Origin of the sequence: Actinomadura sp. NPDC023710 (assembly GCF_040639875.1) — a bacterium.
GTDB lineage: Bacteria > Actinomycetota > Actinomycetes > Streptosporangiales > Streptosporangiaceae > Spirillospora > Spirillospora citrea.
The window spans coordinates 41,489-66,603 of record NZ_JBFAGB010000038.1; the positions used below are offsets into that span (position 1 = coordinate 41,489).

Here is a 25,115-nt window from a genome sequence, read left to right on the forward strand (position 1 = left end):
CGCTCGACGGACGATCGCCGGGCGATTACAATGCGCGCATGACCGCGACCGCCCCCGAGACCGGTACGTCCGGCCCCGGTTCCCAGCCCCCGGGCAGGCGCGAACGCAAGAAGCAGCGCACCCGGGAGGCGCTCGTCGACGCGGCGTTCACCCTCTTCGCCGAGAAGGGGTTCGACGCCACCACCGTCGAGGAGATCGCCGACGCCGTGGACGTCTCGTCCCGCACGTTCTTCCGCTACTTCGCCTCGAAAGAGGACGTCGCCCTCACCTTCCAGGAAGAGCAGACCCGCGCCGTGCTGGGCAAGCTCGCCGAACGCCCTCGGGACGAGCCGATCATGACCGCGCTGCGGCACACCGTGGTGGAGATCGCCCGCGCCTGCGAGGCCGGCGAGCTCGGATTCGACCCCGGCCGCTTCGAGTGCATGCTCGCGATGATGAGCAACAGCCCGACGCTCATGGCGGGCAGCCTGGAGCACGCGCAGCGGAAGCAGGCGCTGCTCACCGAGGTCATCGCCGAGCGGATGGGCCTGGACCCCGCCAGCGAGCTGCGCCCGCACGTCGTCGCCGCCGCCACCACCTGCGCGTTCCAGGCCGCCGCCGACGCCACCAGCCGCCTCGGCGGGGCGTTCGCCACGCTGTCGGAGACCGTCGACCAGGCCTTCGCCATCCTGGAGAACGGCCTGAACGAGCCCGCCCCGCCGGACGACTGACCCGCCCACCGGGCGACTGACCTGCGACGACACGCTCACGCGGTGTGTGCGCGACGGCGCCGCGGGTACTTGTCGTGCGGTACGGGGGGACGCCTCATCCCCGCACGGACGAGGAGGGCGACATGGCTCCGAAGCACCCGCCCCGCGCCGGGCGCGGCGGCCGCGACCTGGTGGTCAACCCGATCTTCACCCGGGAGCCGCTGACGGTCCCGCGGTACCGGCTGCCCGCCGGGGAGATGGAGCCGTCCACCGCCTACCAGGTGGTCCACGACGAGCTGATGCTGGACGGCAACGCGCGGCTGAACCTGGCGACGTTCGTGTCCACGTGGGCCGAGCCGGAGGCGCGGGCGCTGATGGCCGAGTGCGCCGAGAAGAACATGATCGACAAGGACGAGTACCCGCGCACCGCCGAGCTGGAGCTGCGCTGCGTGCACATGCTCGCCCGGTTGTGGAACGCCGAGGACCCGCACCACGCGGTGGGCTGCTCCACCACCGGGTCGAGCGAGGCCGCGATGCTCGGCGGCCTCGCGCTCAAGCGCCGCTGGCGGGAACGGCGGCGGGCCGCGGGCGAGCCGGCCGACCGCCCCAACCTCGTCATGGGCGTCAACGTGCAGATCTGCTGGGAGAAGTTCGCCAACTACTTCGAGGTCGAGCCCCGCTACGTGCCGATGGAGGGCGACCGCTACCACCTCGGCGCGCGGGAGGCCGTGGAGCTGTGCGACGAGAACACGATCGGCGTCGTCGCCGTCCTCGGCTCCACGTTCGACGGGAGCTACGAGCCCGTGGCCGACGTCGCGGCGGCGCTCGACGACCTGCAGGCGCGCACCGGGCTCGACGTCCCGATCCACGTGGACGGCGCGTCCGGCGCGATGATCGCCCCGTTCCTCGACCCGGACCTGCTCTGGGACTTCCGGCTGCCCCGGGTCGCCTCCGTCAACACCTCCGGCCACAAGTACGGGCTGGTCATGCCGGGCGTGGGCTGGGCGCTGTGGCGGGACGAGGACGCCCTGCCGGACGACCTCGTCTTCCACGTCAACTACCTCGGCGGGGACATGCCGACGTTCGCCCTGAACTTCTCCCGGCCCGGGGCGCAGGTCGTGGCCCAGTACTACAACTTCCTGCGGCTCGGCTTCGACGGGTACCGCCGCGTCCAGCAGGGGTGCCGGGACGTCGCCACCCGCCTCGCCGACGAGATCGGCCGGCTCGGCCCGTACGAGACGCTCACCGGCGGCGACGAGCTCCCGGTGTTCGCGTTCCGGGTCCGGGGGGACGCCGCCGCCTTCACCGTCTACGACGTGTCCGCCGCGCTGCGCGAGTGCGGCTGGCTCGTGCCCGCCTACAGCTTTCCGGAGAACCGCACCGACCTCGACGTCCTGCGCGTCGTGGTGCGCAACGGGCTGGGGCACGACCTCGCCGACCTGTTCATGGACGACCTCCAGCGCGTCACGTCCCGGCTGCGCTCCCACGAGCAGGCCCATCGCGACCCGCGGGAGGCCGGCGGCTTCGCCCACGGCGCCGAACCGAAGAAGGTGCGGGCGCGGCAGGTCTGACGGCGGGACGGGTCCGACCGTCAGGCGGCGGACCGCCGCCTGACCCGGCCTCCTGCGGCGTCAGCGCGGCGCCCGGGGCAGCCCGAGGCCGATCATGGCGATCAGCTCGCGCTGGATCTCGTTGACGCCGCCGCCGAAGGTCAGCACGAGCGCGCCCTTGGCGAGCCGGTCCAGGGACTCCATGAAGTCCGCCGTCTCCGGGTCGCCCGGGTCGCCGTACCGGGCCAGGACGTCCCCGGCGATCCGCCCGACCTCCTGCATCCGCTCCGAGGCGTAGATCTTGGTGGCGGACGCGTCGGCCGCGCCGAGCCAGCCGAGGTCCTGGTTCGCCGCGACCTGCCAGTTGAGGAACTCGTTCGCGCGCAGGTAGGCGTACACCTGCGCGACCGCGCGGCGCACGGCCGGCTCCTCGATGAGCGGGCGGCCGCCGGGTCCCCGGGTCGTGCGGGCCCAGCGAGCGAACCGGACGTGGGTGTGCCCGATGTTCCCGGCCGGGCCGAGCGTGACCCGCTCGTGGTTGAGCTGGTTGACGATGAGGTCCCAGCCCTTGTTCTCCTCGCCGATCAGCATGTCGGCCGGCACGCGGACGTCCTGGAAGTAGGTGGAGTTCGTGTGGTGCGCGCCGTCCATCGTGATGATCGGCGTCCAGGAGAAGCCCGGGTCCCGGCAGTCCACGATGAGCATCGAGATGCCCTTGTGCTTCTTGGCCTCCGGGTCGGTGCGGGCCGCGAGCCACACGTAGTCGGCGTGGTGGGCGCCGGAGGTGAAGATCTTCTGGCCGTTGACGACGTAGTGGTCGCCGTCCCGGACGGCGGTGGTGCGCAGCGCCGCGAGGTCGGTGCCGGCGCCCGGCTCGCTGTAGCCGATCGCGAAGTGGCACTCGCCCGCGAGGATGCGCGGGATGAAGTGCTCCTTGTGCGCCTCCGACCCGTACTGCAGGATCGTCGGCGCCACGGAGTTCAGCGTGATCAGCGGGTAGGTGACCTCGGCGCGGGCGATCTCGGTGGCGAAGATCGTCTGCTCGACCGGGCCGTAGCCGCGGCCGCCGTACTCCTTCGGCAGCGCGACCCCGAGCATCCCGTCGCGGCCGAGGCGCCGGCAGTGCTCCAGGTAGGCGGGGCCGAACGGGTCGGCGCGGATCGCGGCGCGCTGCTCCGCGGTCAGGCAGTTCTCGAAGTACTCGCGCAGCTCGGCGCGCAGCCGCTTCTGCTCGTCGGTCAGGTCGATGAACATTCAGGCCTCCTGGGCGATGAGGGCGCCGAGCGCGTCGAGACGGTCCTCGCCGCCGCCGAGCAGATGCCCGCAGTGCCTGCCCCAGGCGAAGTACCGGTGCAGCGGGTAGGTGATGTCCAGGCCGATGCCGCCGTGCAGGTGCTGGCAGATGTAGAGCGCCTTCACCACGGGGTCGCAGGCGTTGTAGGCGGCGATGGTGAGGACCTCCTCGGCGTCGTCCGCGCCCTGCGCGAGGCGCCACACGCCCGCCCACACGGCCACGTCCAGCGCGCGCTTGGCGATGTAGACGTCCCCGATCTGCATCGTGACCGCCTGGAACTGCGCGAGCGCCCGGCCGAACTGCTCGCGCGTCTTCGTGTACTCCTTGGTCAGCTCCAGCGCGCCCTCGATGACACCGGAGGCGACGGCGACCGCGCCCGCGACGGCCGAGCGGCGCAGGGTGTCCCAGGCGGCGCCGTCCGCCGTCCCGCCGAGCAGGGCGTCCGCGCCGACCCGGACACCGTCCAGCGCGACCCGCGACAGCGGCTCGGTCGTCGCCGACGGCTGCTCGGTGATCGTCACGGCGGCGGGCTCCACGAGGAACACCCCGACCCCGCCGTCCTCGACGCGGGCCGGGACCAGGATCAGGGACGCCTCCCGCGCGTACGGGACGAACGTCTTCACACCGTCCAGCACGTAGCCGCCGCCGTCCGCGCGGGCCGTCGCGGCGACCTCGCCGACCGGGCCGACCTCGCGGTACGCGCCCGTCAGGATCGTCGCGCCCTCGGTGAGCGGGGCGAGCAGGGCGCGCTGCTCCGGCGTCCCGTGCGCCCCGATCGGGACGGCCGCCAACGCGAGCGAGGCGTACACCGGGACGGGCGCGGTGCGGGCCCCGGCCTCCCGCAGGATCACCGCCAGCTCGACCGGCCCGAGGCCGGCCCCGCCGGCGTCCTCGGGCAGGACGACGCCGAGCAGCCCCGCCTGGGCGAGCGCCTTCCACGTCACGTCGTCATAGGGCGCCCCGCCCTTCTCGAACGCCTCCAGCCGCTCCTGCGCGGCCTCCCGCGCGAGCACGTCCGCCGCGAGCCCCTTGATGTCTTGCTGGGTCTCGTCGAGGTTGAAGTCCACTCATCCGCTCCCTTCCAGCAGGTGCAGCCGGCCGCTGCGCTCGAACTCGGCCCGCAGCGCGGCCGCGTCCGCCGCGCTCATCGGGCGGTAGTCGAGGTCGCGGCCGGGCCGCCACCACACCGGGTCGTCGGTGCGCCAGGCGTCCCGGGCCAGCCGGCGCTTGAGGATCTTGTTGGAGGCGGTCGCGGGCAGCTCCCGCGCCACCCGCACGTACCGCGGGATCCACTTCGGTCCGAGGTCGGCGCGCCCGCGCAGGTAGTCGGCGAACGCCCCCGGGTCGAAGGCGTCGGCGACGACGGCCAGCATCACCTGGTCGCCGGACGCGGCGTCCGGCACCCCGTACACCGCGAGCCCGCGGACACCGGGCAGCTCCGCCAGAACGCGTTCCACCTGGACGGCGCCGAAGTTCTCGCCGTCCACGCGGATCCGGTCGCCGCTGCGCCCGGCGAAGAAGATGTAGCCGTCCGCGTCGGCGTAGGCGAGGTCGCCGCTCCAGAACATGCCGTCGCGGAGCCGGTCGGGGGCGTCCTCCTTGTAGTACCCGTCGAACAGGCCGAGGTCGCCGGTGTTGACCAGCTCCCCCACGGCCTCGTCGCCGTTCACCAGGCGTCCGGCCTCGTCGAACACGCCGGGCGGGCACGCCCGTCCCGCCGGGTCGAGGATCGCGATGCCGTCCGCCGGCCTCCCCAGGGCGCCCTGCGGGCCGAACGGGTCGGGCGCCAGCGAGATCGCGGTCTCCGTGGAGCCGTAGCCGTCGATGACGAAACACCCGAACCGCTCGCCGAACATCTTCTGCTCCAGCGGCGCGGCCTCGTTCCCGAAGGCGAACTGCACCGGATTGTCGGCATCGGCCTCCCCGGCCGGCGTGGCCAGCACGTACGAGAGGGCCTTGCCGACATAGTGCAGGTAGGTGCAGCCGTGGGCGCGCACGTCCGGCAGGACGGCCGACGCCGAGAACCGGGCGCGCAGCACCAGCTCGGCGCCGGCGGCCAGTGCGGGCGCGTACGCCGCCATGACCGCGCCCGAGTGGAACAGCGGCATCGGGCAGTAGACGACCGCCTCCGGCGACAGCATGCGCTCGGCGAGCATCTCACCCGGCACGACCACCTTCCGGTGGGTGACGCGAACGGCCCGCGGCCGTCCCGACGTCCCGGACGTGAAGATCAACATCAGCAGCGTGCCGGACCCGATCGCCGAGGCGCCGGGCGGCGGGGAGCCCGCGAAGGGCGCGATCAGCTCCTGGAACGCGTCCACGTCCACGACCGGCAGCCCGAGCGCGGCGGCCTTCTCGGCGTACCGCGGCTGGGTCAGGACGAGGTCGCAGTCGGCGCGCTCGGCATCGCCCGCCAGCTCGGCACCGCTCCGCGTCGGGTTCAGCGCCACCACCACCGCCCCCGACAGCGCCGCGCCCCCGAGGAGGAACACCACTTCGGGAAGATTGTCGAGGAGCACACCGACGTGGACCGGCCGTTCGGGGCGCGCCTCACGGCTCAGCCACGCGGCGCGGGCCGCGCACTCGGCGACGACCTCCCGCCACGTCCAGGCCCGGCCGTCGTCGGCGGACCGCAGCCCGGGGCGGTCGTCGTCCGCCCGCGCCTCCAGCAGCGCCGCGACGCTCACCGGCCCACCTCCCCGATCCGTCCCACGGCGAAAAAGTAGAACAGATTCTACTAAGTGTCCAGAGGGCTGATCTCCCTCGTTCGCAATGCGGTTCCCCTGGGTGTCATGGGAAACCGGACGGGCGGGGGCAGCCGGGAACGAGAGCGCGATGAGCTGATCAGATAACAGGTTCTCGCAAGAGCGGTACGCTTGGGGGAAGGCATCGGGCGACCGGGCCCGCACAGAAGGGAAGGCGACCGTGACCGCAGAGCCGACAGTGACCGGGGACGAGACCCGGGGTCAGCCGGGCGGCCAGGGCGTGCGCTCCCGCAGCCAGCACCAGCGGCGCAAGCGTATCGTCCAGGCGGCCGCGGCACTCGCATCGCGCGGCGGGATCGAGGCCATGCAGATGCGCACCGTGTCCGAGCGCGCGGGCGTCGCCCTCGGCACCCTCTACCGCTACTTCCCGTCCAAGATGGACCTGGTCGTCGCCGTCGTCAGCGAGGAGCTCGACCTCCTCGAAGGCAGCATCGAGCGCCGCCCGCCCCGCGCCGGCGGCGCCCCGGAGCGCGCCGTCGAGGTGCTGATGCGCGCCACCCGCGGCCTGATGCGAGAGCCGGAGCTGGCCGAGGCGCTGATCCGCTCCCTCCTCCTCTCCGACGTCAAGACCGACTTCGGCGACCGCATGAGCGAGCTGCTCCTGCGCGCCGCGTCCGGCCCGCCGGAGAAGATCCCCGCCGAGGACCCCCGCCGGCTCGTCGCCCGCGCCCTGTCCGGCATCTGGACCATGGAGATGATCGAGATGCTGCGCGGCAACGCCACCGCCGAGGAGATCCAGGCCCGCCTGGAGATCACCGCGTCCCGCCTCCTCATCGACTGAGCGACACGGGAGCGAACGGAGAGTCACCGCTTTCCCCCGTGCCGCCCATGCCTTCCCCATTAGCCTTGGACCCGACAGGAGCCAGGACGAAGAAGGGGTGCCAGTGACCGGACAGGAACCGATCCTCAGCGACGGGGTCATCATCGAGTTCATCGATGGCAGGGACGTCCCCGTCCAGCACAAGGACTTCGGTGAGCGGGCCGTCGTCATGCGCGACGCCAAGAACCCCGAGGGCCCGATCCTCTACTTCACCGAGGCCGAGTGGGACGCCTTCATCGCCGGCGTCAAGGACGGCGAGTTCGACGACCTCCTGGAAGACCCCACCGAGGCCCCCTGACGCAGAACGCCCCCGGCGACCACCGGGGGCGTTCTCACTGACGCACGCGCCGCCGGCTCAGCCGAACAGTTGATCGACGCTCTCCGCCGTGGCTGCGCGGACCAGCCACTGATCCAGTTGGTCCTGGTCAGTGCAGGCCAGGATCTGCTCCCGCACCTCGCCCGACACCGACAGTCCACGCGCGTCGAGGACCTTCAGCACCGACTTCGCCTCGCCGCTGACCTCGCCTTCAGCGTGCGTGCGGCGGAACGGGCTGCTCTTGTACTTGTATCCGGCGACACCGGTGTCCACGTACCCCTCCAAGATCTTTTGGGCGGCTTTCGAGAGCACGTCCACCACCAGATCAGTGTACTGCTTGCCGATTTCCTCATCCTCGTTCGAGATGGTGGCGAGGGCGGCGTGTGTGATCTTCAGGGACTCCTTGTCGGTCGGGATGATGTTGGCGAGTGCGGCCAAGACGGTCATCTCGGGCATCTGCGCGGCCTGGTCGGGAGTGGTGACGAGAGGCCCCATGCCAGGGCCCAACACGTAGGGGGCGAGATTGAAGCCCGGGTGGCCGATCTGGATCGTCTCGCGCGCCCATTCCGCCACCGATCTGCTAGGGCAGATGACCAGGAGGTAGCACGGACACATGAGCTTGGCGTGCAGCGAGGTCAAGTAAAGCGGCCAGCTGCCGTGCTTCCTGGAGTCCTTGGCGAGCTGGGTCTCGGCGATGACGCCGATGGTGGGTTCGGTGGACCCGCCTTCGCATATCTCCACGACGTTGTCGGCGACGTAGGCGGCGGGGGCCAGCTGGGTACAGCTCTCGCTCGTCGATCTGATGGTGGCCGCGTCCGAAACGTCGATTCCGAAGGCGATTTTGAGTAATTGGACCACGATTTCCGGGTTATCCCGGATGATCTTGATTGGTCCTTCGTGTTTGGCGGATACCATGCACAGAAAGTTACTTGACCACTGTTGTTGGATACCGTGACTATCCAATTACTGTGAATGTGATCCGCGACACAGCCCGCTATTGGTGAATGTGCGTGTTCCAGTGGGTTGTTAGGGCTTGTTCGACTGTGGCGTTTAGGGGGCCCCAGAGGCGGAGGCGGGCCAGGCCGCCGTCGGGGTGGATGTCCAGGCGGACTTTCGCCACCTCCGGGGTCTTCAGGCGGAAGCGATGGCGGGTGTCGGGTTGCAGGCGGGTGCGCGGGAGGATGACGGTTCGTTCGCCGTCGCTGGTGGTGGCCGTCAGCTGGGCTTCGGCGGGGGCGTTGAATTTGAGGTTCGTGGTGTCGAGCTCGGCCAGTTCGATGGTGCCGGGGGCGGCCAGAGCTATTTCGGCCCAGTCGTTGCCGTCGTCGCGGCGGCGGGCGGTTTCCCAGCCTTCGGCCTGGGTGCGGGCCAGGCCGGGGAACAGCATGTTGTCGGGGGACGAGTAGAAGCGGTCGGAGCAGTCGAGGACGCGGGCGCCGTTCTCCAGGGCGGCCAGATCCACGGTCAGGCCCGTCAGGTACGCGGGGTCGGGGACGACCCTGCCGTGGACGCGGAGGCGCGCGATGCCGCCGTCCGGGAACATGTTGAGGCGGACGTGGGTGAAGACGCGGGCCGTGTTGGCGCTGGTCATGCTGTGTGCGGTGTCCCCTTTGAGGGGGGATTTCGGGACGATCTCAACCCAGTCGGCGGCTTCGAGTTCGGCGGGGGCGGGGTAGCCGTCGGCGAAGCAGGCCTCTACTGAGGCATGCGGGGGGTAGTTGCCCTTGAACCAGGCCGTGTCGACGACGATGCCGTGGATCTGGCCCGGGAGGCCCAGGCGGATCAGGGCCCAGTCGTGGCCGGGGGTGCGGCGGCGGGCGGTCTCCCAGCCGTCGTAGAGCTGGCCCTTCGGGCCGAAGGTCTCCGGCTGGAAAGCGGGTTTCCAGGGGTTGAGCAGGTTCTCCTTCTCGGCGAAGGACTCGTCGCTGGCGGCGATGACCGAACCGCCGAGCGTGCGGACGGCCAGGTCCGGCAGGGAGGTGAAGTCGGTCATCGTGCCTCCGAGCGGGTGAGCAGGCGTCCGGTCGGGGCGTCGCCGACGCGTGCGCCGCGCAGCCAGGTGGCCTGGACGACGCCCGTCAGCGTCCTGCCCTCGTAGGGGGTGACGGGGTGGCGGTGGTGGAGGGACGCGGGGTCGACGGTGAAGGTCTCGTCGGGGGCGAAGGCGACCAGGTCGGCGTCGTTTCCGGGGGCGATGCCGCCCTTGCGGGGGACGGCGGCGAGCGCGGCGGGGGCCTCGGACATCCAGCGGACGACCGTGGCCAGGTCGTGGCCTCGGGCGCGGGCGGCCGTCCAGACGGCGGGCAGGCCGAGTTGCAGGGACGAGATGCCGCCCCAGGCGGTGGCGAAGTCGCCGCGTTTCAGTTCGGGCGTGCAGGGCGAGTGGTCGGTGACGACGCAGGAGATCACGCCGGAGGCGAGCCCCTGCCAGAGGCGGTCGCGGTTGGCGGCGTCGCGGATGGGCGGGCAGCACTTGAACACGGCGGTCCCGGCGTCGCCGTCGCAGAGGGTCAGGTAGTGCGGGCAGGTCTCGGCGGTCACCGGCAGGCCGTCCGCCTGCGCCTTGGCGAGGACGTCCAGGCAGTCGGCCGCCGAGAGGTGCAGGATGTGGGCGCGCGCACCGGTCTCCTCCACCAGCCGGACGACCTGTTCGACGGCCCGGCGTTCGGCCGACGGCGGGCGCGAGGTGAGGAAGGCGGCGTAGTCGCCGCCGGACGGCGGGGACAGCGAGGCCGGGTCCTCGGCGTGCACGATGGCCAGACCGTCGAAGGAGGCGATCTCGCGGAACGCCGCTTTCATGTCGGCGGGTGCGAGGGGCGGGAACTCCGGGACGCCGGAGTCGGAGGTGAAGCACTTGAACCCGAAGACGCCGAGGTCGTGCAGCGGGCGGAGCGAGGGCGCGTTGCCGGGGATCGCGCCGCCCCAGAAGCCGACGTCCACGGCGCAGGCGCCTTCGGCGGCGGCGCGTTTGGCCGCGAGCGCGGGCGGGTCGACGGTCGGGGGCAGCGCGTTGAGCGGCATGTCGATGAGCGTGGTGACGCCGCCCGCCGCCGCGGCGCGGGTGGCGGTGGCGAAGCCCTCCCATTCGGTGCGCCCCGGCTCGTTGATGTGGACATGGGTGTCGACGAGGCCGGGGAGCAGCGCGACGTCGCCCAGGTCCACCGAGGCGGCGGTGTCGTAGGGCGAGATCGCGGTGATGCGGCCGGCGCGGATCGAGACGGCCGCCGGCCGCTCCCCTTCCGGCAGGACGGTCCGGCGGGAGCGGATGACGAGGTCGTCCCGGGTCATGGACCGGCCACGATGTGCTCCGGGCGGACGGGGACCCGGGTCAGCGCTCGGCCCGTCGCGTCCCGGATCGCGGCGACGAGGGCGGGCGTGGACGACAGCGTGGGCGGCTCCCCCGCGCCGCGCAGGCCGTAGGGCGCCTCCGGGTCGGGGTTCTCCAGGATGTCCAGGCGCATCGGCGGCATGTCGAGGATGGTGGGGATCAGGTAGTCGGTGAAGGACGGGTTGCGGACCAGGCCGCCGGTCACGACGATCTCCTCCATCAGCGCCAGGCCGAGGCCCTGCGCGGTGCCGCCGTGGATCTGCCCCTCCAGCGCCGTCCGGTTGAGGATCCTGCCCACGTCCTGGACGGCGGCCAGCTCGACGACCTTGACGAGGCCGAGGTCCACGTCCACGTCGACGACGGCGCGGTGCACGCAGAGCGCGAGCTGGGTGTGGCTCCGGCCCTGCCCGGTGACCGGGTCCAGGGGCGTGGTGGGGCGGTGGTGGTACTCGCGGGTCTCCTCGATGGCGGTCTCGCCGAGGACGTCCTCGATCGTGCCGAGCGCTCCCTCGGTGCGCGACATGATCTTCCCGCCGGCGACGGTCAGGTCGGTGCGGCCGAAGCGGCGGGCGGCGCGCGCGAGGAGTTCGGCGCGGACCGCCTCGCAGGCCGCCTTGACCGCCCCGCCCGTCATGTACGACTGGCGGGACGCGCTGGAGGACCCGGCGTCGCCGACCCGGTTGTCGGCCGGGGCGATCGTGACCTTCTGGACGCCGAGCTCGGTCCGCGCGATCTGCGCCTTGACCGTGACGAGTCCCTGCCCGACCTCGGCGGCGGCGGTGTGCACGAGGGCGGTGGCCTCCCCGCCGATGACCTCCAGCCGGACGCGGGCCGTGGACAGGTCGTCGAAGCCCTCGGAGAAGCAGATGTTCTTGATCCCGACGCCGTAGCCGACGCCCCGCACGACGCCCTCGCCGTGGGTCGTCTGGGAGACGCCGCCCGGCAGGTTCCGCAGGTCGGACCGGTCCGGGTCGGGAGGCATCGGCATGGCCTCCAGCCGGGTCAGCATCTCCGCGAGCGGGGCGGGCGACTCGATGACCTGCCCGGTCGCGAGCCTGGATCCCTGCGTGACGGCGTTGCGGCGGCGGATCTCGACCGGGTCGAGGCCGCAGGCGGCGCCGAGCCGGTCCATCATCGACTCGTAGGCGAAGCACGCCTGGACGGCGCCGAACCCGCGCATCGCGCCGCACGGCGGGTTGTTGGTGTAGACGCCGTACCCGTCGATCCGGATGTTGGGGATCTCGTAGGGGCCGATGCCGAGCGAGGCGGCGTTCCCGACGACGTTCATGGTGGACGAGGTGTACGCGCCGCCGTCCAGGACGATCTCGACGTCGGCGTAGAGGAGCCGTCCGTCCCGCGTGGCGCCGTACTCGTACCGCATCTGCGCGGGGTGCCGGTGGACGTGCCCGAAGAACGACTCGTACCGGTTGTACGACATCTTCACGGGCCGGCCGGTGTGCAGCGCCAGCATCGACGCGTGGATCTGCATCGACAGGTCCTCGCGGCCGCCGAAGGCGCCGCCGACGCCGGCGAGCGTCATGTGGATCTGGTCCTCGCGCAGCGCGAGGCAGGGCGCGATCTGCTTGAGGTCGTTGTGGATCCACTGTGTGGAGACGTGCAGGTCGACGCCGCCGTCCTCGGCCGGGATCGCCAGGCCCGCCTCCGGCCCGAGGAACGCCTGGTCCTGGATGCCGACCTCGTACTCGCCGGACACCACGACGGCCGCCGCGGCCCTGGCGGCGTCCACGTCCCCGACCCGGACCGGCTGGTGGCGGGTGATGCCGCCGCGGTCCTGGACCTTCAGGCCCTCCGGGTCGGCGATCACCGCGCGCGGGTCGGTGACCGGCTCCAGCACCTCGTAGTCGACGGCGATCCGGTCCATCGCGCGCCGCGCCGTCTCGGGGTGGTCGGCGGCGACGAGCGCGACCGGCTCGCCCTGGTGCCGGACCTGGTCGATGGCGAGGACCGGCTGGTCGTCGGTGCGGTCGATGCCGAACACCTTGCGGCCGGGCACGTCCTCGTGGGTGAGGACGGCGCGGACGCCGGGCAGCGCGAGGGCGGGCCCGACGTCGAGCGACCGGATCCGCGCCCGGGGGTGCGGGCTGCGGAGCGTCGCGCCCCACAGCATCCCCTCCAGCCACAGGTCGGAGGCGTAGGCGAACTCGCCCGCGACCTTCAGCGTGCCGTCCGGGCGCAGCGGGCTCTCGCCGACTCCGCCGATCTCCGGGGTGGCCGTGTGGGCCGGGCTCTTGGTCGGGGACGTCATTCAGAGCACCTCCTCCGCGAGGCGCATCAGGCGGCGCTGGGCGTCCGCGCCGCGCCGCGCGGCCTCGTCCTGGGGGACGGTGACGAGCGTGTCGCCGTCCACGACGGTGCGCCCGCCGACGAGCAGGCGCTCCAGTGGCGGCGTCGGGCCGAACGCCAGCGCGACGACGGGGTCGTCGACGGCCGCGCGGAAGCCGTCGACGCGCCACAGCGCGATGTCGGCGAGCCGGCCCGGTGCGAGGGCGCCGATCTCGTCCTCGCGGCCGAGGCAGCGGGCGCCGCCGAGCGTCGCCATCTCCAGGGCCTGCCGGGCGTTCAGCGCGGTCGGCCCGTACCGGGCGCGCTGCATGTAGATCGCCTGCCGCAGCTCCCCGGCGAGCGGGACGAGTTCGGCCGACGCCGCCCCGTCCACCCCGAGGCCGACCGCCGCGCCCGCCTCCAGCAGGTGCGACACGCGGGCGATCCCGGCGCCGAGGCGGGCGTTGGAACTCGGGCAGTGCGCGGTGCCGGTGCGGGTCTCGGCGAGCCGCTTGACGTCGGTGTCGTGCAGGTGGACGCAGTGCGCGAGCCACACGTCGGGGCCCAGCCAGCCGATCGAGTCCATGTACTCGGCCGGCGTCATCCCGAACTGCTCGCGCGTGTGCTCCTCCTCGTCGAGCGTCTCGGCGAGGTGGGTGTGCAGGCGCACGCCCTTGTCGCGCGCCAGCCGGGCCGACTCGACCAGCAGCTCCCGCGTGACGGAGAACGGCGAGCAGGGCGCGACGGCGACGCGCAGCAGGGAGCCGGGCGAGGGGTCGTGGTACCGGTCGATCGCGGCCTCGGTCTCGGCGAGGATCGTGTCGAGGTCCTCGACGACCTCGTCCGGCGGCAGCCCGCCCTGCGACTCGCCGCGGTCCATCGATCCCCGGCACGGATGGAACCGGACGCCGATCTCCCGGGCGGCCTCGATCTCGGCCGCGAACAGGTCGCCGCGCCCCTTGGGGAACAGGTAGTGGTGGTCGGTGGACGTCGTGCAGCCCGACTTGGCGAGCCATCCGAGCCCGGCGGTGACGGCGCCCGCGACGACCTCGGCGTCCATCTTCGACCACGGCTTGTAGAGGGTGGTCAGCCACTCGAACAGGGTGCCGTCGACGGCCATGCCCTGGCTGGCCCACTGGTAGAGGTGGTGGTGGGAGTTGACCAGGCCGGGAGTGGCCAGGCATCCCGTGCCATCGACCCGCTCGACCTCCCCCGGGCCGGCGTCCGTCCTCGGGGCGGGGCCGGGCCCGACGGCCGTGATCCGGTCACCCTCGACCACGATGTGACCGCCCGGGTACTCGTCCCCGGACACGGTGGCGACATGGGCGTTCTCGATGACGACGCGTTTCATCGGGTGACCGCCCTGCGCTCGGCCGCGAGGCGCACCGCGTCGAGGATCTTCTCGTAGCCGGTGCAGCGGCACAGGTTCCCGGCCAGCGCCTCGCGGATCTCCGCGTCGGACGGCGCCGGGTTCCGCTCGATCAGGTCGTGCGCCTGGACGATCAGGCCGGGCGTGCAGAACCCGCACTGCACGGCGCCCGCCTCGACGAACGCCTCCTGGACGGGGTCGAGGCGCTCCTCGCCCGGCGGCCCCTGCGCCAGGCCCTCCACGGTGACGACCTCCCGTCCCTCGGCCTGGCCCGCCGCGACCAGGCAGGCGCACACCGGCACGCCGTCCAGGTAGACGGTGCACGAGCCGCATTCGCCCTGCTCGCAGGCGTTCTTGGAGCCGGGCAGGCCCATCCGCTCGCGGAGCATGTAGAGCAGGCTCTCGCCCTCCCACACCTCGTCCACGGCCTCCTCGGACCCGTTGACGGTCAGGTTCACGCGCATCACGAGGCCGCCTTTCCCACGGTCGCCTTGCGGTAGTCGTCCCAGGCCCAGGTGAGCGTGCGGCGCGCCAGCACCGCCAGGGCGTGCCTGCGGTACTCGCCCGTCCCGCGGACGTCGTCGATCGGCGACGCCGCGGCCCGCACCAGCTCGCCGAAGCGCCGCGCCGCCGGTTCGGCGAGCGGGCGGCGCCCGTCCCAGTCCAGCTCGCCGGAGATGAACGCCTCGGCCTCGGTCGCGCGGCGGGGGGTCGGGGCGGCCGAGCCGAGGCCCGTGCCGACGCGCCGCTCGCCGGGGTGCAGCGCGACCGCGAACGAGCAGACCGCGATCACCATCGCGTTCCGGGTGCCGATCTTGGAGAAGTACTGCGGGCCGGACGCGGGCGGCGTCCAGAACGCGCGGATCAGCTCGTCCGGCGCGAGCGCGTTGCGCTTCACGCCGCTGAAGAACTCCGCGACCGGGATCATCCGGACGCCGCGCTCGGCCGACTCGGCCTCGACCACCGCGTCCCCGGCCAGCAGCGGCGGATGGGCGTCCCCGGCTGGCGACGCGGCGCCGAGGTTGCCGCCGACCGTGCCGCGGTTGCGGATCTGCGGCGACCCGACCGTGCGGGACGCCTGGGCGAGGCCGGGCAGCCGCCCGCCCAGCTCGTCGATCAGCCGCGCGTAGGGGACGCCGGCGCCGACGCGGAGCCGTCCGTCCGCCGTGTCCCATTCGGTGAGGGCGCGGATCCGGGTCAGGTCGAGCAGCGCCTCGGGCCGCCGCGCGTCGAAGTTGATCTCGACCATGACGTCGGTGCCGCCCTGGACGGGCAGGGCGCCCGGCCGCGCGGCCCTGGCGGCGAGCGCGTCCTCCCAGGTCACCGGTCGTAGAAAGTCCATGTCTCAGTATTCCTCCATGGCGGCGGTCTCAGTCGAAGGCCGCCGGGGCGGCGGGCGCGTCGTCGGTCAGCACCGTGCCCTCGATGAGCCCGTACGGGCGGTCCGCCGCGAGATAGACCTCGTTGTCGTTGTCCATGCCGAACGGCTCCAGGTCGACCAGGAAGTGGTGCTTGTTCGGCAGCGACAGCCGGACCTCGCAGGTCTCCGGCCGCTCGTCGAGCACGCGGCGCCCCATCTGGTAGAGCGTCTGCTGGAGCGACAGGCTGTGCGTCTCGGCGAACGCGCGCAGCAGGCCGTCGCGGGCGCCGGCGTAGGACTCCTCCCAGGCCCCGGTCGTGCTCCGGTGCCGCCACCGGGCGGTCACCGCCGTCGCGAGGATCCGGTCGTCGGTCGGTTCGAGCGTCGTGTACTCGTCCCGGGCGAACCCGTGGAACTCGCTTCCGGTGGAGTTGAGGACGACCAGGTCGGTGAGGCCGGAGACGACCGACTCCGCATCGGCGCCGCAGTGGACCAGCGCCGTGCGCACCTCGCCGCCGTCCCGGACGAACGAGTGCCCGCCCGTGATGCGCCGCCAGCCGTACTCGCGGATCTCCACCCGGGCATGGGCGACCGCCGGCCGGGAGCCGACGAAGTGCCGCGCGAGCAGGAGCCCGAAGTCCTCGATCGCGCCGATGCCGTGCTTCCTGGCGAACGCGAACACGGTGTTCTTCTGGGTGTCGGTGGGCAGCACGGCCGCGTTGTCGCCGGTCAGGTGGACCTCGTCCATCGCGCCCGAGAGGGCCACGCTCACGTTCAGGTCCTTGATCCGGTGGGTGCCGCCGTCCCGCGTCACGCGCACGACGCGCGTCTCCGCCTTGCCGTAGCGGTTGGGGCCGAGAACGATCGCCACTAGCTCCCCCGGTACGTCGAGTACGCGAACGGGCTGATCAGGAGCGGGACGTGGTGGTGCCGGCCCGGGTCGTCGATCGTGAACGCGACCGTGACCTCGGGGTAGAAGTCCGACAGCCCCTGGGTTGCGAACGTCAGCCGGTGCACCCCCTCGCCGGGCTCGGCGCCCCATTCCCGGACGCGGCCGTCGGCGTCGGTGCGGGCCTCGGCGAGCGTCGTCCAGCCGCCGCCCGCGTCGCGGCGGTCCAGCCGGACGGCCACGCCGGCGGCGGGCATCCCCTTCGCGGCGTCCAGTACGTGCGTCGAAAGGCTCACGCGTCCTCCTCCATCAGCCCGGCCAGCCGCAGATCGACGATCTCCGCCAGTTCCCGGCGGACGACGTCGCGCTCGGCGCCCGGGTCGTTGCCGAGCCGTTCCCGCAGCGCGGCGAGCATCTCCAGCGCGGAGCGCCCGGACGCGCGGATCAGGAACACGTGGCCGAAACGCTCCTCATAGGCCCGGTTTCCCGCAACCAGGGCGTCCTGAACGTCGGCATCCGCGCCCGCCGCTCCGGCCTGCTCCCCTCGCGACCAGCGGGCCTCCCGCGTGGCGCCGCCGACCCGGTCCCCGATGCGCGGATGCGCCGCGAGCGCCTCCTCGACGTCCGCCCAGGCCAGGTCGTCCAGCGCCCGCATCGACGCGGCGCGCAGCGCGGCGGGATCGGCGTAGGCCCGCCCGGCGACCGCGGCGATCCACCGGCGGGACGCGCAGCACGCCGCCAGATCCTCGGTGCTCGGTTCCACCACGCTTGCAGTACACAAGGCCGCCCCACTACACGTCGAGGGACAGGACGTCCGAACTGTGACACTGGTCGCGGACCTTTTTTGTAGCTTGCTACATTTGACTTTCTACCCCGGCTGGAGACAGGGGGTTCCAGCGGTCGCCCGCTGGGTTTCCTGCTTCGTCGACGACCGCCCCGTACGGGTGGAATCCCGTTGAGGTCTTAAAGCGTCTCCACAGGCGGACGCCGCCAGCCCGGCGGCCAGGATGTTGCGCGCCGCGTTCACGTCGCGATCATGCACACTGCCGCACTCGCACGTCCATTCACGAACGTTCAACGGCAGCTTCACCCGAACCATGCCGCAGTTCCCGCACAGCTTGGTGGAGGGGAACCAGCGGTCGATCACGACGAGTTCGCGCCCGTACCAGGCGCATTTGTACTCCAGCATCCTGCGCAGCTCCGCCCACGCGGCATCGGAGATGGCGCGTGCGAGGCTGTGGTTCTTCACAAGGTTGCAGACAGCGAGGTCTTCGATCACGACCGTTTGGTTCTCACGGACGAGACGTGTCGACAGCTTGTGCAGGAAGTCGCGGCGCCGGTCGGCGATCCGCGCGTGCACGCGGGCGACCTTCCGGCGGGCCTTGCCCCGGTTCGCCGAGCCCTTGGCTTTGCGCGACAGGTTCCGCTGCGCCTTGGCCAGGCACGCGCGATCGCGGCCTTCGTGCCGGGGATTGGCGATCTTCTCCCCGGTCGACAGGGTCATCAGCGAAGTGATCCCGGCGTCCAGACCGACCGCCGCGCTCGCGGCGGGGGCGCAAGCGATGATGTCGTGGCACAGCAGGGACACGAACCAGCGGCCCGCACTGTCACGCGACACCGTCACCGTGCTCGGCTCCGCCCCCTCGGGCAGCGGACGCGACCACCGGATGTCCAGAGGCGCGGTCATCTTGGCCAGCGTCAGACGCCCGTCGCGCCACGTGAACGCACTGCGGGTGTACTCGGCCGACGCACGCGACCTCTTCCGCGACTTGAAACGCGGGTACTTGGCCCGTTTGGCGAAGAAGTTGACGAACGCCGTCTGAAGATGCCGCAGCGCCTGCTGAAGCGGAACGCACGACACCTCCGACAGAAACGCCAGCTCCGCGGTCTTCTTCCATCGCGTCAGCAGCGCGGACGACTGCACGTAGGAGATACGGCGCCGCTCCTCATACCAGGCACGGGTGCGCTCCTCCAGCGCCAGGTTGTACACCAAGCGGACACAGCCGAACGTGCGCAACAACTCGGCCGCCTGCTCATCGGTTGGGTAGAAGCGGTACTTGAAGGCCCGCTTGACATGCCGCGCCACGCCTCCCGTTTTAACAGCTCTGGCGCCGGTCCAGTCAGCGAACGTCGAAACGCCCCGCTTCGCCAGTCTGCTCCGCCAAAAGCCGTTCGGCCTTGTCCGGACGCTGGAGACGTTCCTGCGCAACTCCGGCTCCTGGACGCGCTGCGCCGAGGAGCTCCACCTGCACGTCAACTCGGTCCGCTACCGCGTCCAGCGCATCCAGGACCTGACCGGCCGGGACCTGTCCCGGATGGAGGACCGCGTCGACTTCTTCCTCGCCCTCCTCGTCTGAGCGGCGCCGCCCCCTGGCACGTGTCAGCCCGTGGTGTGCCGCAGGAGCGCGGGGACGACCGTGTCCCAGGTCCGGCGCGGGAGCTCGTTGCCCGTGCCGGGCAGGACGAGGAGCTCGGCGGCCGGGATCTCGGCGGCCAGCGCCCGGCCGTTGCCCAGCGGGAAGAAGGGGTCGTCCTCCCCGTGGACGACGAGGGTCGGTGCGGTGATCTCGGGGAGGCGCTCGCGCCAGCGGTCGCCGGCGTCCAGGGCCGCGAAGACGGTCCCCATCTGGTTGGCCCGGTGCGCCTTGCCGGGGTCGGCTCCCGTGATCACCGTGCGGTCCCAGATCCGCTCGACGCCCGCGCGGACCTCGGCCTCGTCGAAGGACGGGCCCGACATGTGGCGGGCGTTCTCGACCTGGAAGGCGACCACCGACTCCCGGTCCGTCCAGTCGACCCGCGGCGGCTTCATGAAGCGGGCCATCAGCTCCGGGGCGTGCTCGGGCAGGTCGGCGTCGGCCGGTCCCGGGGCGGTGGGCCTGGTGGCGATGAGGGTGAGGGTGGTGACGCGGGCCGGGTGGCCGAGGGCGAGGAGCTGGGCGATCCAGCCGCCGACGCCGAACCCGGCGACGTGCGCGATCGGCAGCCTGAAGGCGTCGAGGACGCCGGCGGCGTCGGCGACGAGGTCGCGCAGCGTGTAGCGGGGGGCCTCGGGATCGTGGGATTCGGACCGGCCCGTGTCGCGCTGGTCGTAGCGGACGGCGAACCTGCGGAGCGCGGCGAGGCGCTCGCACAGGTCGTCCGGCCACGTGAGCATCGTGTTGCCGATCAGCAGGATCGGCGGGTCGGACGGATCACCGAACGTCTCCGCGCACAGGTCCACCCCGTTGGCCTTGATGAGTTTCTCCATGAAGGGGTGGACCGTGCGCGGGCCCGGAACTCATCGCCTCACGGCGTGTCCGTCCGGGCGGCGATGGCCTCCAGAGCGGCGGTGATGTTCGCCTCGGCGGCCGCCTTCTCGATGCCCGCGCCGGAGAGGATTCCCTCGCCGTCCTCGAACTCCAGCAGGGCGAGGAGGATGTGCTCGGTGCCGACGTAGTTGTGGCCGAGGCGCAGGGCCTCGCGGAACGTCAGTTCGAGCGCCTTCTTGGCGTCCTGGTCGAAGGGGATGAGCTCGGGGACCTCTCCCGCGTCCGGGGGCAGCGCCGCCGCGGCGGCCTGCCGGAGGGTGTCCAGCAGGACGTCCTGGGCGAGGATCGCCTTGGCGGCGAGCGCCTCGGGCTCGGTGAGCAGGGCGAGGACGAGGTGGGCCGGGGTGATCTCGGCGTTGCCGGCGGCGCGGGCCTCGCTCATCGAGGCCACGACGACCTTGCGGGCGCGATCGGTGTAGCGGGAGAAGCCCTGCGAGGGGTCGAGGTCGGGCTTCTCCCCCTTGGGGACGAAGCGCTTCTGGGCCGCCTGCTTGCTGACGCCCATGCTCTTGCCGATCTCCGTCCAGGACGCGCCGGAGCGGCGGGCCTGGTCGACGAAGTGGCCGATGAGGTGGTCGGCGACCTCGCCGAGGTGCTCGGCGGCGAGGACCGCGCTGGTCAGCTGTTCGAGGGTGTCGGTGTGGACCTTCTTGATGCCGTTGATCAGGTCGTCGAGGCGGACCTGGACGGGTGGCCGCTGGGGTTCGGTCATGCGTCAACCATAGGTTGACGATCGCCAATCGTCAACCCATGGTTGACGCTCACCAGGCGGCGGCCCCGGCGAAGGACGTCGGGGCCGGGGCATAGCCGAGGGCCTCCCGGGCGGCAGTGGTGTCGAGGGTGCGCTCCAGGGCGAGATGGCTGATCGCGTAGCGGGTGAGGCGCGGCGGTTCGGGACGGCGGGCCAGCAGGAACGCCCCCTCGGCGACGGCGGCGAGCGGGCGGGCGGCGCGGGCCGGGACGTACACCGGCCGCGCCCGGACGCCGCGCTCGCGCAGGATCGCGCGGAACGCGTCGTCGATCTCGACCGGTGCGGCGTCGGCGACGTTGAAGACGCCGGAGGCCACGGGTCCCGTCGCGGCCAGGACGCAGGCCTGGACGAGGTTCCCGACCGAGGTCAGGCTGACGCGCTGGCGCCCGGTCCCGACGGCGGGCAGGACCGGGCCCCGCACGGCGGAGAGGACGCGCGGCAGGAGCGTCGTGTCGCCGGGCCCGTAGACCGCGTGGGGGCGCAGGACGATCGCGCCGGCGTCGGCGGCGGCCCGTTCGGCGGCGGCCTTCGAGGCGCCGTAGGCGTTCATGTAGCGGCGCACCGGGGCCTCGTCCTCGCGCGCCATGACGCTCGGCGCGAACGGGTCGTACACGCTTGCCGTGCTGACGTGCACGAACCGGGCTCCCGGGAAGCTCGCCAGGGCGTTGCGGGTGCCGGTGAGGTTGGCGGCGAAGAGGGCGGCGGCGGGCCCCCAGTCGGTGACGCTGCCGGCGCAGTGGACGACCGCGTCCACGGCGGGCGCGTCCGGGATCGGACCCCGGGTCAGATCCCAGGACCGGTAGGGCGCGCCGCCCGCGTGGCCGGAGGCCACCGCCGGGCGGCGGCCGAACGCGAGCACCGCGGTCCCCTCGGACGCGAGCGCCCGGCACACCGCGCCGCCGACGAAGCCCGAGGCTCCCGTCACCGCGATCCTCACCGCGGTCCTCATGGCGTCACCCGCTCGCGGAGCAGGTCCCGGTCGAGCTTGCGGGTGCGCCCGGAGCGGGGCAGCTCGTCCAGGACGACGATGCGGTCCGGGAGGGCGTCGTGGTCGATGACGTCCGGGAGGGCGCGGCGCAGCCGGTCGGGCAGGTCGCCGGGGCCGACCACCGCCAGGACGACCTCCTCGTCCCCGGTCCGCGGGTCCGGCACGCCCACGATGGCGGCCTCGGCCACCCCGGGCAGCGCGGCGATCGACGGCTCGTACAGGCCGGGGTAGAGGTTGAACTTGCCGCGGATCAGCATGTCCTTCTTGCGTCCCGTCAGGACGAGGCGGCCGCCGTCCAGGCGCGCGAGGTCGCCGGTCGGCAGCTCGGCGACGGGATCCGCGCCGAGGTACCCGCGGCAGAGGTTGGGGCCGGACAGCAGCAGTTCCCCGTCGTCCGCCAGGCGGGCGCCGACACCGGGCAGCGGCGCGCCGAGCAGGTCGCCCGGCCCGGCGTGCGCGAGCTTCTCCCGCGCCGACGCGATCGCCACGGGGAGGATCTCCGTCATCGCGTACACCGACAGGACCTCCGCGGCGGGGGCGGCCTCGACCGCCCGCCGCAGGACGGCCGCGGGCGCGGGCGCCGCGCCGAGCAGCACGTACCGGACGGACGGCGGCAGCTCGCGGCACGCGTCCAGGATCTCGGCCAGGTGGACCGGGACGCAGAACGTGTGCGTGGCCCGCCGCTCGCGCATCAGCCGCGCGAAGTCGGCCGGGGCGCACAACAGCGGCGGCATCGACCAGCGGGCGCCCGCGATCAGGGTCGGCAGGCCGAGCATGAGCTGGTCGGTGTGGACGACGTCCCCCGGGCCGAGCGGCAGCCGGGACCGGAACAGGTCGAGCGCCGCCGCCAGGGACGCCTGCGTGTGGACGACCGCACGGGGGTCCGCCGTCGTCCCCGACGTGAAGATCACGGCGGCGGGCGCGTCCGGATCGGCCTCGCGATCCGGCTCGGGGGCGTCGCCGCGGGCCAGGCGCGCGAAGGACAGCGCGCCCCGGGGCACGCCCGGCAGCCGGCGGCCGACGTGCAGGTGCCGCATCGGGCCCTCGCCCGGGATCTGCAGGTCGGCGAGGTTCGGCAGGAGCAGCCCGCGCCGCCGCGCGTACGCCCGGACGGGCCGGAGCCTGCTCCCCGCGTACAGCACCGACTCGGCCGCCGACCAGCGGGGACGGGCCAGCCGCAGCCGCGCGGTGAACATCTCCGGCCCGGCCCCCGGGTCGGCGAACACGACCACTCCCCCGGCCGCGACCACGCCCAGCGCCAGGACGAGCGACTCCGGCGAGGGGCGCACCGAGAACAGCACGCCGTCGCCCGGGGCGAGCCCGCCGGACAGCAGCCCGTGCCGGACGGCGAGCACCTGCCGCCGCAGGTCGCCGTAGGTCAGCTCCGTCCCGTCCCCGGAGATCAGGGCGACGGCGGCGGGCGTCCGCGCCGCCTGGTCGAGCAGTCGCCGGACGAGCGTCATGCCGCCCTCGCTCTCGGGGATCGTCCCGACCGGACGGCCAGGTGGCGGTACGTCGGGATCAGCACGTTCCGGGCGGCGGCGCGGCGCGTGACCGTGAGCGGCGCGGCGGCGAGCAGCGTCCGGGCGACCAGGCGGATCTGCGCCAGGGCCAGCGGGTACCCGATGCAGAAGTGCGGCCCGGCGCCGAACCACAGGCGGCGCAGCTCGGGCGGGTGCGGGCGGTCCAGGTCGAACGGGCCGTGGGCGCGGCAGCAGTTGTGCGTGGCGATCAGCACCCGGTCGCCGGGGCGGACCGCCGTGCCCCCGACCGCGGCCGGGCGGTGCACGCTGCGCAGCATGACCGGCGTCGGCGTCGCGACCCGCATCGCCTCTTCGACGGCCCGGTCGAGGAGGGCGGGGTCCCCCGCGACGCGGTCGAGCTGACCGTGGTCGGCGAGCAGGGCGATCAGGCGCGGCAGCAGCGTGGCGACGGTCTCGGTGCCGGTCAGGAAGAACGCGCCGGCGGCGCCCCGCGCCTCGTCCCGCGACAGGCCGAGGGCCCGCATCCGTCCCATGACGGTGGACTCCTCCCCCGCCAGGTAGGACTTCGCCGCGATGTCGCCGAGCGGGTCGAGCACCGCGCGGGCGCGCCGGACCTGGGACGGGGAGAGCCGCCGCGTGCGCAGCGACACCATCGAGACGATCTTCTCGCCCTGCTCGAACAGGTCCCGGTAGGCGGCCTCGGTGCCGCCTTCGAGCCCGATGACCTCGCCTATCACGGCCCCGGCCATGACGCGCGCCGCGTCCACCAGGTCGACGGCCGCGCCGCGTCCGAGCCGGTCCGACAGCGCGGCCAGCGGCTCGGCCAGCACGCGGGCGCACAGCGCCTCGGTGTAGGACGGGACGAACAGGTCGGTCAGGCGGCGGCGGAGGGCGCGGTGGGCGTCGCCCTCCATGTTGAGCAGGACGGACGGCCCGAGCACGGGCGTCCACAGCTCGCCGGGCGAGCCGGGGCCGTCCTTGCGGAACGTCTCGCCGTCCATGAGGATCTCGCGGGCCAGGGCGGCGTCGTTCACGACCACCCCGACCCCGGGCACGCGCACGATGGGCCCGCGCCGCGCGACGCCGCGCAGGAGCGGGTAGGCGACCGGGTGCGCGGTCAGGTAGAGCCGCTTCTCCCAGTTCACCGGATGTCCACGACGTCGGGCCGGTAGCGGTGGTCGGCGTACCAGCCGAGCGTCCTGACGAGGCCGAACGCGCGGAGCCTGCGCACGGATCCGTACACGACGACGTCCTCGCGCAGCCCGTAGGCGTCGGTCACGTAGCGGACGCGGTTGACCAGGGCGCGGTCCTCGTGGACGTCCTCGATGCGGGTGCGGGGGAAGCCGCCCGCCCGCTCGTACAGGTCGGCGGTGATCGCGAGGTTGCAGCCCGGCATCATCACGTACGGACCGAGGTAGAGCGGGTCCTGGTTGCCGGGGCGGAACCGACCGAACAGGGCCGCGAGGTCGATGACGGCGGGCAGCAGGCGGCGCTCCCAGAGCTTCAGGGGGAACTCGTCGGTGCGCGGCAGCAGCGGCCCCGACACCATCTCCAGCCCCTCGCCGAAGGCCCGCTTCACCGCCGCCACCCAGCCGCGATGGGGCAGGCAGTCGGCGTCGGTGCGGGCGACGTGCGTGGCCCCCGCGCCGATCGCGTGCCGGACGCCGGTGTCGGCGGCGGCGCCCGTCCCCTTCTCCGGCTCGTGGACGATCCGGACGTCGAACGCCGCGGTGCCCGCGGCGAACTCCTTGACGGCGGTGGCGGTCGCGTCGGTGCTGCCGTTGTCGACCACGACGAGCGTGAAGCCGGTGTCGGTCTGCGCGGCGAGGCGGCGCAGCGTCGCGCCGATCGAGCGCTCCTCGTTGTAGGCGGGGACGACGATCCACAGGTGCATCGGGTCCGTCGGGTTCGTCGGGCTCAT

24 protein-coding genes and 1 pseudogene are annotated in these 25,115 nt (G+C 72.9%); 5 read left to right on the forward strand and 20 right to left on the reverse strand.

Going from position 1 to position 25,115, the window contains the following annotated elements:
* The first annotated feature begins 38 nt into the window (after positions 1-38).
* Both AB0H37_RS34440 and AB0H37_RS34445 read left to right on the forward strand, forming a co-directional pair.
* Entirely contained in the window at positions 39-710 is a 672-nt protein-coding gene (locus AB0H37_RS34440) for a TetR family transcriptional regulator (RefSeq protein WP_329094275.1), read from the forward strand.
* A 122-nt stretch (positions 711-832) separates the two neighbouring features.
* On the forward strand, positions 833-2,260 hold the full coding sequence (locus AB0H37_RS34445) for a glutamate decarboxylase (protein WP_329094276.1): 1,428 nt from the start codon (positions 833-835) through the stop codon (positions 2,258-2,260).
* Positions 2,261-2,320: 60 nt separating this feature from the next.
* Here AB0H37_RS34445 and AB0H37_RS34450 read toward each other — a convergent pair whose 3' ends face one another.
* From AB0H37_RS34450 to AB0H37_RS34460, 3 genes are read right to left on the reverse strand one after another with little or no spacing between them, the layout of a single operon-like run.
* Complete coding sequence (locus AB0H37_RS34450) at positions 2,321-3,493, reverse strand: acyl-CoA dehydrogenase family protein (RefSeq protein ID WP_329094277.1); 1,173 nt, start codon at positions 3,491-3,493, stop codon at positions 2,321-2,323.
* A complete protein-coding gene (locus AB0H37_RS34455) occupies positions 3,494-4,600 on the reverse strand; it encodes an acyl-CoA dehydrogenase family protein (RefSeq protein ID WP_360616921.1) in 1,107 nt (368 codons plus the stop codon).
* Positions 4,601-6,220, reverse strand: a complete 1,620-nt coding sequence (locus AB0H37_RS34460) for an AMP-binding protein (protein WP_360616922.1) — start codon at positions 6,218-6,220, stop codon at positions 4,601-4,603.
* 238 nt (positions 6,221-6,458) lie between these two features.
* On the opposite strand from AB0H37_RS34460, the gene AB0H37_RS34465 reads away from it, so the two are divergent.
* Positions 6,459-7,079, forward strand: coding sequence for a TetR family transcriptional regulator (locus AB0H37_RS34465; RefSeq protein WP_229810478.1), 621 nt, complete (start codon positions 6,459-6,461; stop codon positions 7,077-7,079).
* A 103-nt stretch (positions 7,080-7,182) separates the two neighbouring features.
* Positions 7,183-7,416, forward strand: a complete 234-nt coding sequence (locus AB0H37_RS34470) for a DUF397 domain-containing protein (protein ID WP_179833212.1) — start codon at positions 7,183-7,185, stop codon at positions 7,414-7,416.
* Between the two features lie 57 nt (positions 7,417-7,473).
* On the opposite strand, the gene AB0H37_RS34475 is transcribed toward AB0H37_RS34470, so the two are convergent.
* From AB0H37_RS34475 to AB0H37_RS34525, 11 genes are all read right to left on the reverse strand, one after another.
* Positions 7,474-8,349, reverse strand: coding sequence for a hypothetical protein (locus AB0H37_RS34475; protein WP_360616923.1), 876 nt, complete (start codon positions 8,347-8,349; stop codon positions 7,474-7,476).
* Positions 8,350-8,428: 79 nt separating this feature from the next.
* A complete protein-coding gene (gene alc / locus AB0H37_RS34480) occupies positions 8,429-9,427 on the reverse strand; it encodes an allantoicase (RefSeq protein WP_360616924.1) in 999 nt (332 codons plus the stop codon).
* Positions 9,424-10,722 carry an allantoinase AllB gene (gene allB, locus AB0H37_RS34485; protein WP_360616925.1) on the reverse strand — a complete coding sequence of 433 codons (1,299 nt, stop codon included), beginning with the start codon at positions 10,720-10,722 and terminating at the stop codon, positions 9,424-9,426. The genes alc and allB overlap by 4 nt, the downstream gene beginning before the upstream one ends.
* Positions 10,719-13,028 carry a xanthine dehydrogenase subunit D gene (pucD, locus tag AB0H37_RS34490; protein WP_360616926.1) on the reverse strand — a complete coding sequence of 770 codons (2,310 nt, stop codon included), beginning with the start codon at positions 13,026-13,028 and terminating at the stop codon, positions 10,719-10,721. The genes allB and pucD overlap by 4 nt, the downstream gene beginning before the upstream one ends.
* Positions 13,029-14,396 (reverse strand): 8-oxoguanine deaminase, encoded by a 1,368-nt coding sequence (locus AB0H37_RS34495; RefSeq protein WP_360616927.1) that lies wholly within the window; start codon positions 14,394-14,396, stop codon positions 13,029-13,031.
* Positions 14,393-14,878 (reverse strand): (2Fe-2S)-binding protein, encoded by a 486-nt coding sequence (locus AB0H37_RS34500; RefSeq protein WP_179833206.1) that lies wholly within the window; start codon positions 14,876-14,878, stop codon positions 14,393-14,395. The genes AB0H37_RS34495 and AB0H37_RS34500 overlap by 4 nt, the downstream gene beginning before the upstream one ends.
* The gene (locus tag AB0H37_RS34505; RefSeq protein ID WP_329094292.1) at positions 14,878-15,756 is read right to left on the reverse strand and encodes an FAD binding domain-containing protein; all 879 of its coding nucleotides are present in this window, start codon (positions 15,754-15,756) and stop codon (positions 14,878-14,880) included. The genes AB0H37_RS34500 and AB0H37_RS34505 overlap by 1 nt, the downstream gene beginning before the upstream one ends.
* Before the next feature lie 28 nt (positions 15,757-15,784).
* Entirely contained in the window at positions 15,785-16,645 is an 861-nt protein-coding gene (pucL, locus tag AB0H37_RS34510; protein ID WP_360616928.1) for a factor-independent urate hydroxylase, read from the reverse strand.
* The gene (gene uraH, locus AB0H37_RS34515) at positions 16,645-16,959 is read right to left on the reverse strand and encodes a hydroxyisourate hydrolase (protein WP_360616929.1); all 315 of its coding nucleotides are present in this window, start codon (positions 16,957-16,959) and stop codon (positions 16,645-16,647) included. Before uraH ends, pucL begins: the two co-directional genes overlap by 1 nt.
* Positions 16,956-17,429, reverse strand: a complete 474-nt coding sequence (gene uraD / locus AB0H37_RS34520; RefSeq protein ID WP_229810479.1) for a 2-oxo-4-hydroxy-4-carboxy-5-ureidoimidazoline decarboxylase — start codon at positions 17,427-17,429, stop codon at positions 16,956-16,958. The genes uraH and uraD overlap by 4 nt, the downstream gene beginning before the upstream one ends.
* Positions 17,430-17,531: 102 nt before the next feature.
* Positions 17,532-18,749 (reverse strand): RNA-guided endonuclease TnpB family protein, encoded by a 1,218-nt coding sequence (locus AB0H37_RS34525; RefSeq protein ID WP_329094299.1) that lies wholly within the window; start codon positions 18,747-18,749, stop codon positions 17,532-17,534.
* 91 nt (positions 18,750-18,840) lie between these two features.
* Here AB0H37_RS34525 and AB0H37_RS34530 point away from each other — a divergent pair.
* A pseudogene (locus AB0H37_RS34530) lies at positions 18,841-19,020 on the forward strand (helix-turn-helix domain-containing protein); the annotation flags it as partial.
* Between the two features lie 23 nt (positions 19,021-19,043).
* Here AB0H37_RS34530 and AB0H37_RS34535 read toward each other — a convergent pair.
* Genes AB0H37_RS34535 through AB0H37_RS34560 form a run of 6 tightly spaced genes read right to left on the reverse strand, consistent with a single transcriptional unit; the run spans position 19,044 to position 25,115 of the window.
* Positions 19,044-19,910, reverse strand: coding sequence for an alpha/beta hydrolase (locus tag AB0H37_RS34535; protein ID WP_360616930.1), 867 nt, complete (start codon positions 19,908-19,910; stop codon positions 19,044-19,046).
* Between the two features lie 38 nt (positions 19,911-19,948).
* Positions 19,949-20,683, reverse strand: coding sequence for a Clp protease N-terminal domain-containing protein (locus tag AB0H37_RS34540; protein ID WP_329094302.1), 735 nt, complete (start codon positions 20,681-20,683; stop codon positions 19,949-19,951).
* A gap of 49 nt (positions 20,684-20,732) precedes the next feature.
* Positions 20,733-21,671, reverse strand: coding sequence for an NAD(P)-dependent oxidoreductase (locus AB0H37_RS34545; protein WP_329094303.1), 939 nt, complete (start codon positions 21,669-21,671; stop codon positions 20,733-20,735).
* Positions 21,668-23,173 carry a class I adenylate-forming enzyme family protein gene (locus AB0H37_RS34550; protein WP_329094304.1) on the reverse strand — a complete coding sequence of 502 codons (1,506 nt, stop codon included), beginning with the start codon at positions 23,171-23,173 and terminating at the stop codon, positions 21,668-21,670. The genes AB0H37_RS34545 and AB0H37_RS34550 overlap by 4 nt, the downstream gene beginning before the upstream one ends.
* Positions 23,170-24,339 carry a cytochrome P450 gene (locus tag AB0H37_RS34555; RefSeq protein ID WP_360616931.1) on the reverse strand — a complete coding sequence of 390 codons (1,170 nt, stop codon included), beginning with the start codon at positions 24,337-24,339 and terminating at the stop codon, positions 23,170-23,172. Before AB0H37_RS34555 ends, AB0H37_RS34550 begins: the two co-directional genes overlap by 4 nt.
* On the reverse strand, positions 24,336-25,115 hold the full coding sequence (locus tag AB0H37_RS34560; protein ID WP_360616932.1) for a glycosyltransferase family 2 protein: 780 nt from the start codon (positions 25,113-25,115) through the stop codon (positions 24,336-24,338). The genes AB0H37_RS34555 and AB0H37_RS34560 overlap by 4 nt, the downstream gene beginning before the upstream one ends.

What these genes read in the sequence shown, in the direction of transcription:
- AB0H37_RS34495 (WP_360616927.1), bottom strand. Translation starts at nt 14,396, where the DNA reads ATGAAACGCGTCGTCATCGAGAACGCCCATGTCGCCACCGTGTCCGGG.
- allB (WP_360616925.1), bottom strand. Translation starts at nt 10,722, where the DNA reads ATGACCCGGGACGACCTCGTCATCCGCTCCCGCCGGACCGTCCTGCCG.
- AB0H37_RS34475 (WP_360616923.1), bottom strand. Translation starts at nt 8,349, where the DNA reads ATGGTATCCGCCAAACACGAAGGACCAATCAAGATCATCCGGGATAAC.
- AB0H37_RS34445 (WP_329094276.1), top strand. Translation starts at nt 833, where the DNA reads ATGGCTCCGAAGCACCCGCCCCGCGCCGGGCGCGGCGGCCGCGACCTG.
- AB0H37_RS34545 (WP_329094303.1), bottom strand. Translation starts at nt 21,671, where the DNA reads ATGAGGACCGCGGTGAGGATCGCGGTGACGGGAGCCTCGGGCTTCGTC.
- alc (WP_360616924.1), bottom strand. Translation starts at nt 9,427, where the DNA reads ATGACCGACTTCACCTCCCTGCCGGACCTGGCCGTCCGCACGCTCGGC.
- AB0H37_RS34505 (WP_329094292.1), bottom strand. Translation starts at nt 15,756, where the DNA reads ATGGACTTTCTACGACCGGTGACCTGGGAGGACGCGCTCGCCGCCAGG.
- AB0H37_RS34540 (WP_329094302.1), bottom strand. Translation starts at nt 20,683, where the DNA reads ATGACCGAACCCCAGCGGCCACCCGTCCAGGTCCGCCTCGACGACCTG.
- AB0H37_RS34500 (WP_179833206.1), bottom strand. Translation starts at nt 14,878, where the DNA reads ATGCGCGTGAACCTGACCGTCAACGGGTCCGAGGAGGCCGTGGACGAG.
- AB0H37_RS34450 (WP_329094277.1), bottom strand. Translation starts at nt 3,493, where the DNA reads ATGTTCATCGACCTGACCGACGAGCAGAAGCGGCTGCGCGCCGAGCTG.
- AB0H37_RS34550 (WP_329094304.1), bottom strand. Translation starts at nt 23,173, where the DNA reads ATGACGCTCGTCCGGCGACTGCTCGACCAGGCGGCGCGGACGCCCGCC.
- AB0H37_RS34535 (WP_360616930.1), bottom strand. Translation starts at nt 19,910, where the DNA reads ATGGAGAAACTCATCAAGGCCAACGGGGTGGACCTGTGCGCGGAGACG.
- pucD (WP_360616926.1), bottom strand. Translation starts at nt 13,028, where the DNA reads ATGACGTCCCCGACCAAGAGCCCGGCCCACACGGCCACCCCGGAGATC.
- AB0H37_RS34440 (WP_329094275.1), top strand. Translation starts at nt 39, where the DNA reads ATGACCGCGACCGCCCCCGAGACCGGTACGTCCGGCCCCGGTTCCCAG.
- AB0H37_RS34560 (WP_360616932.1), bottom strand. Translation starts at nt 25,115, where the DNA reads ATGAGCCCGACGAACCCGACGGACCCGATGCACCTGTGGATCGTCGTC.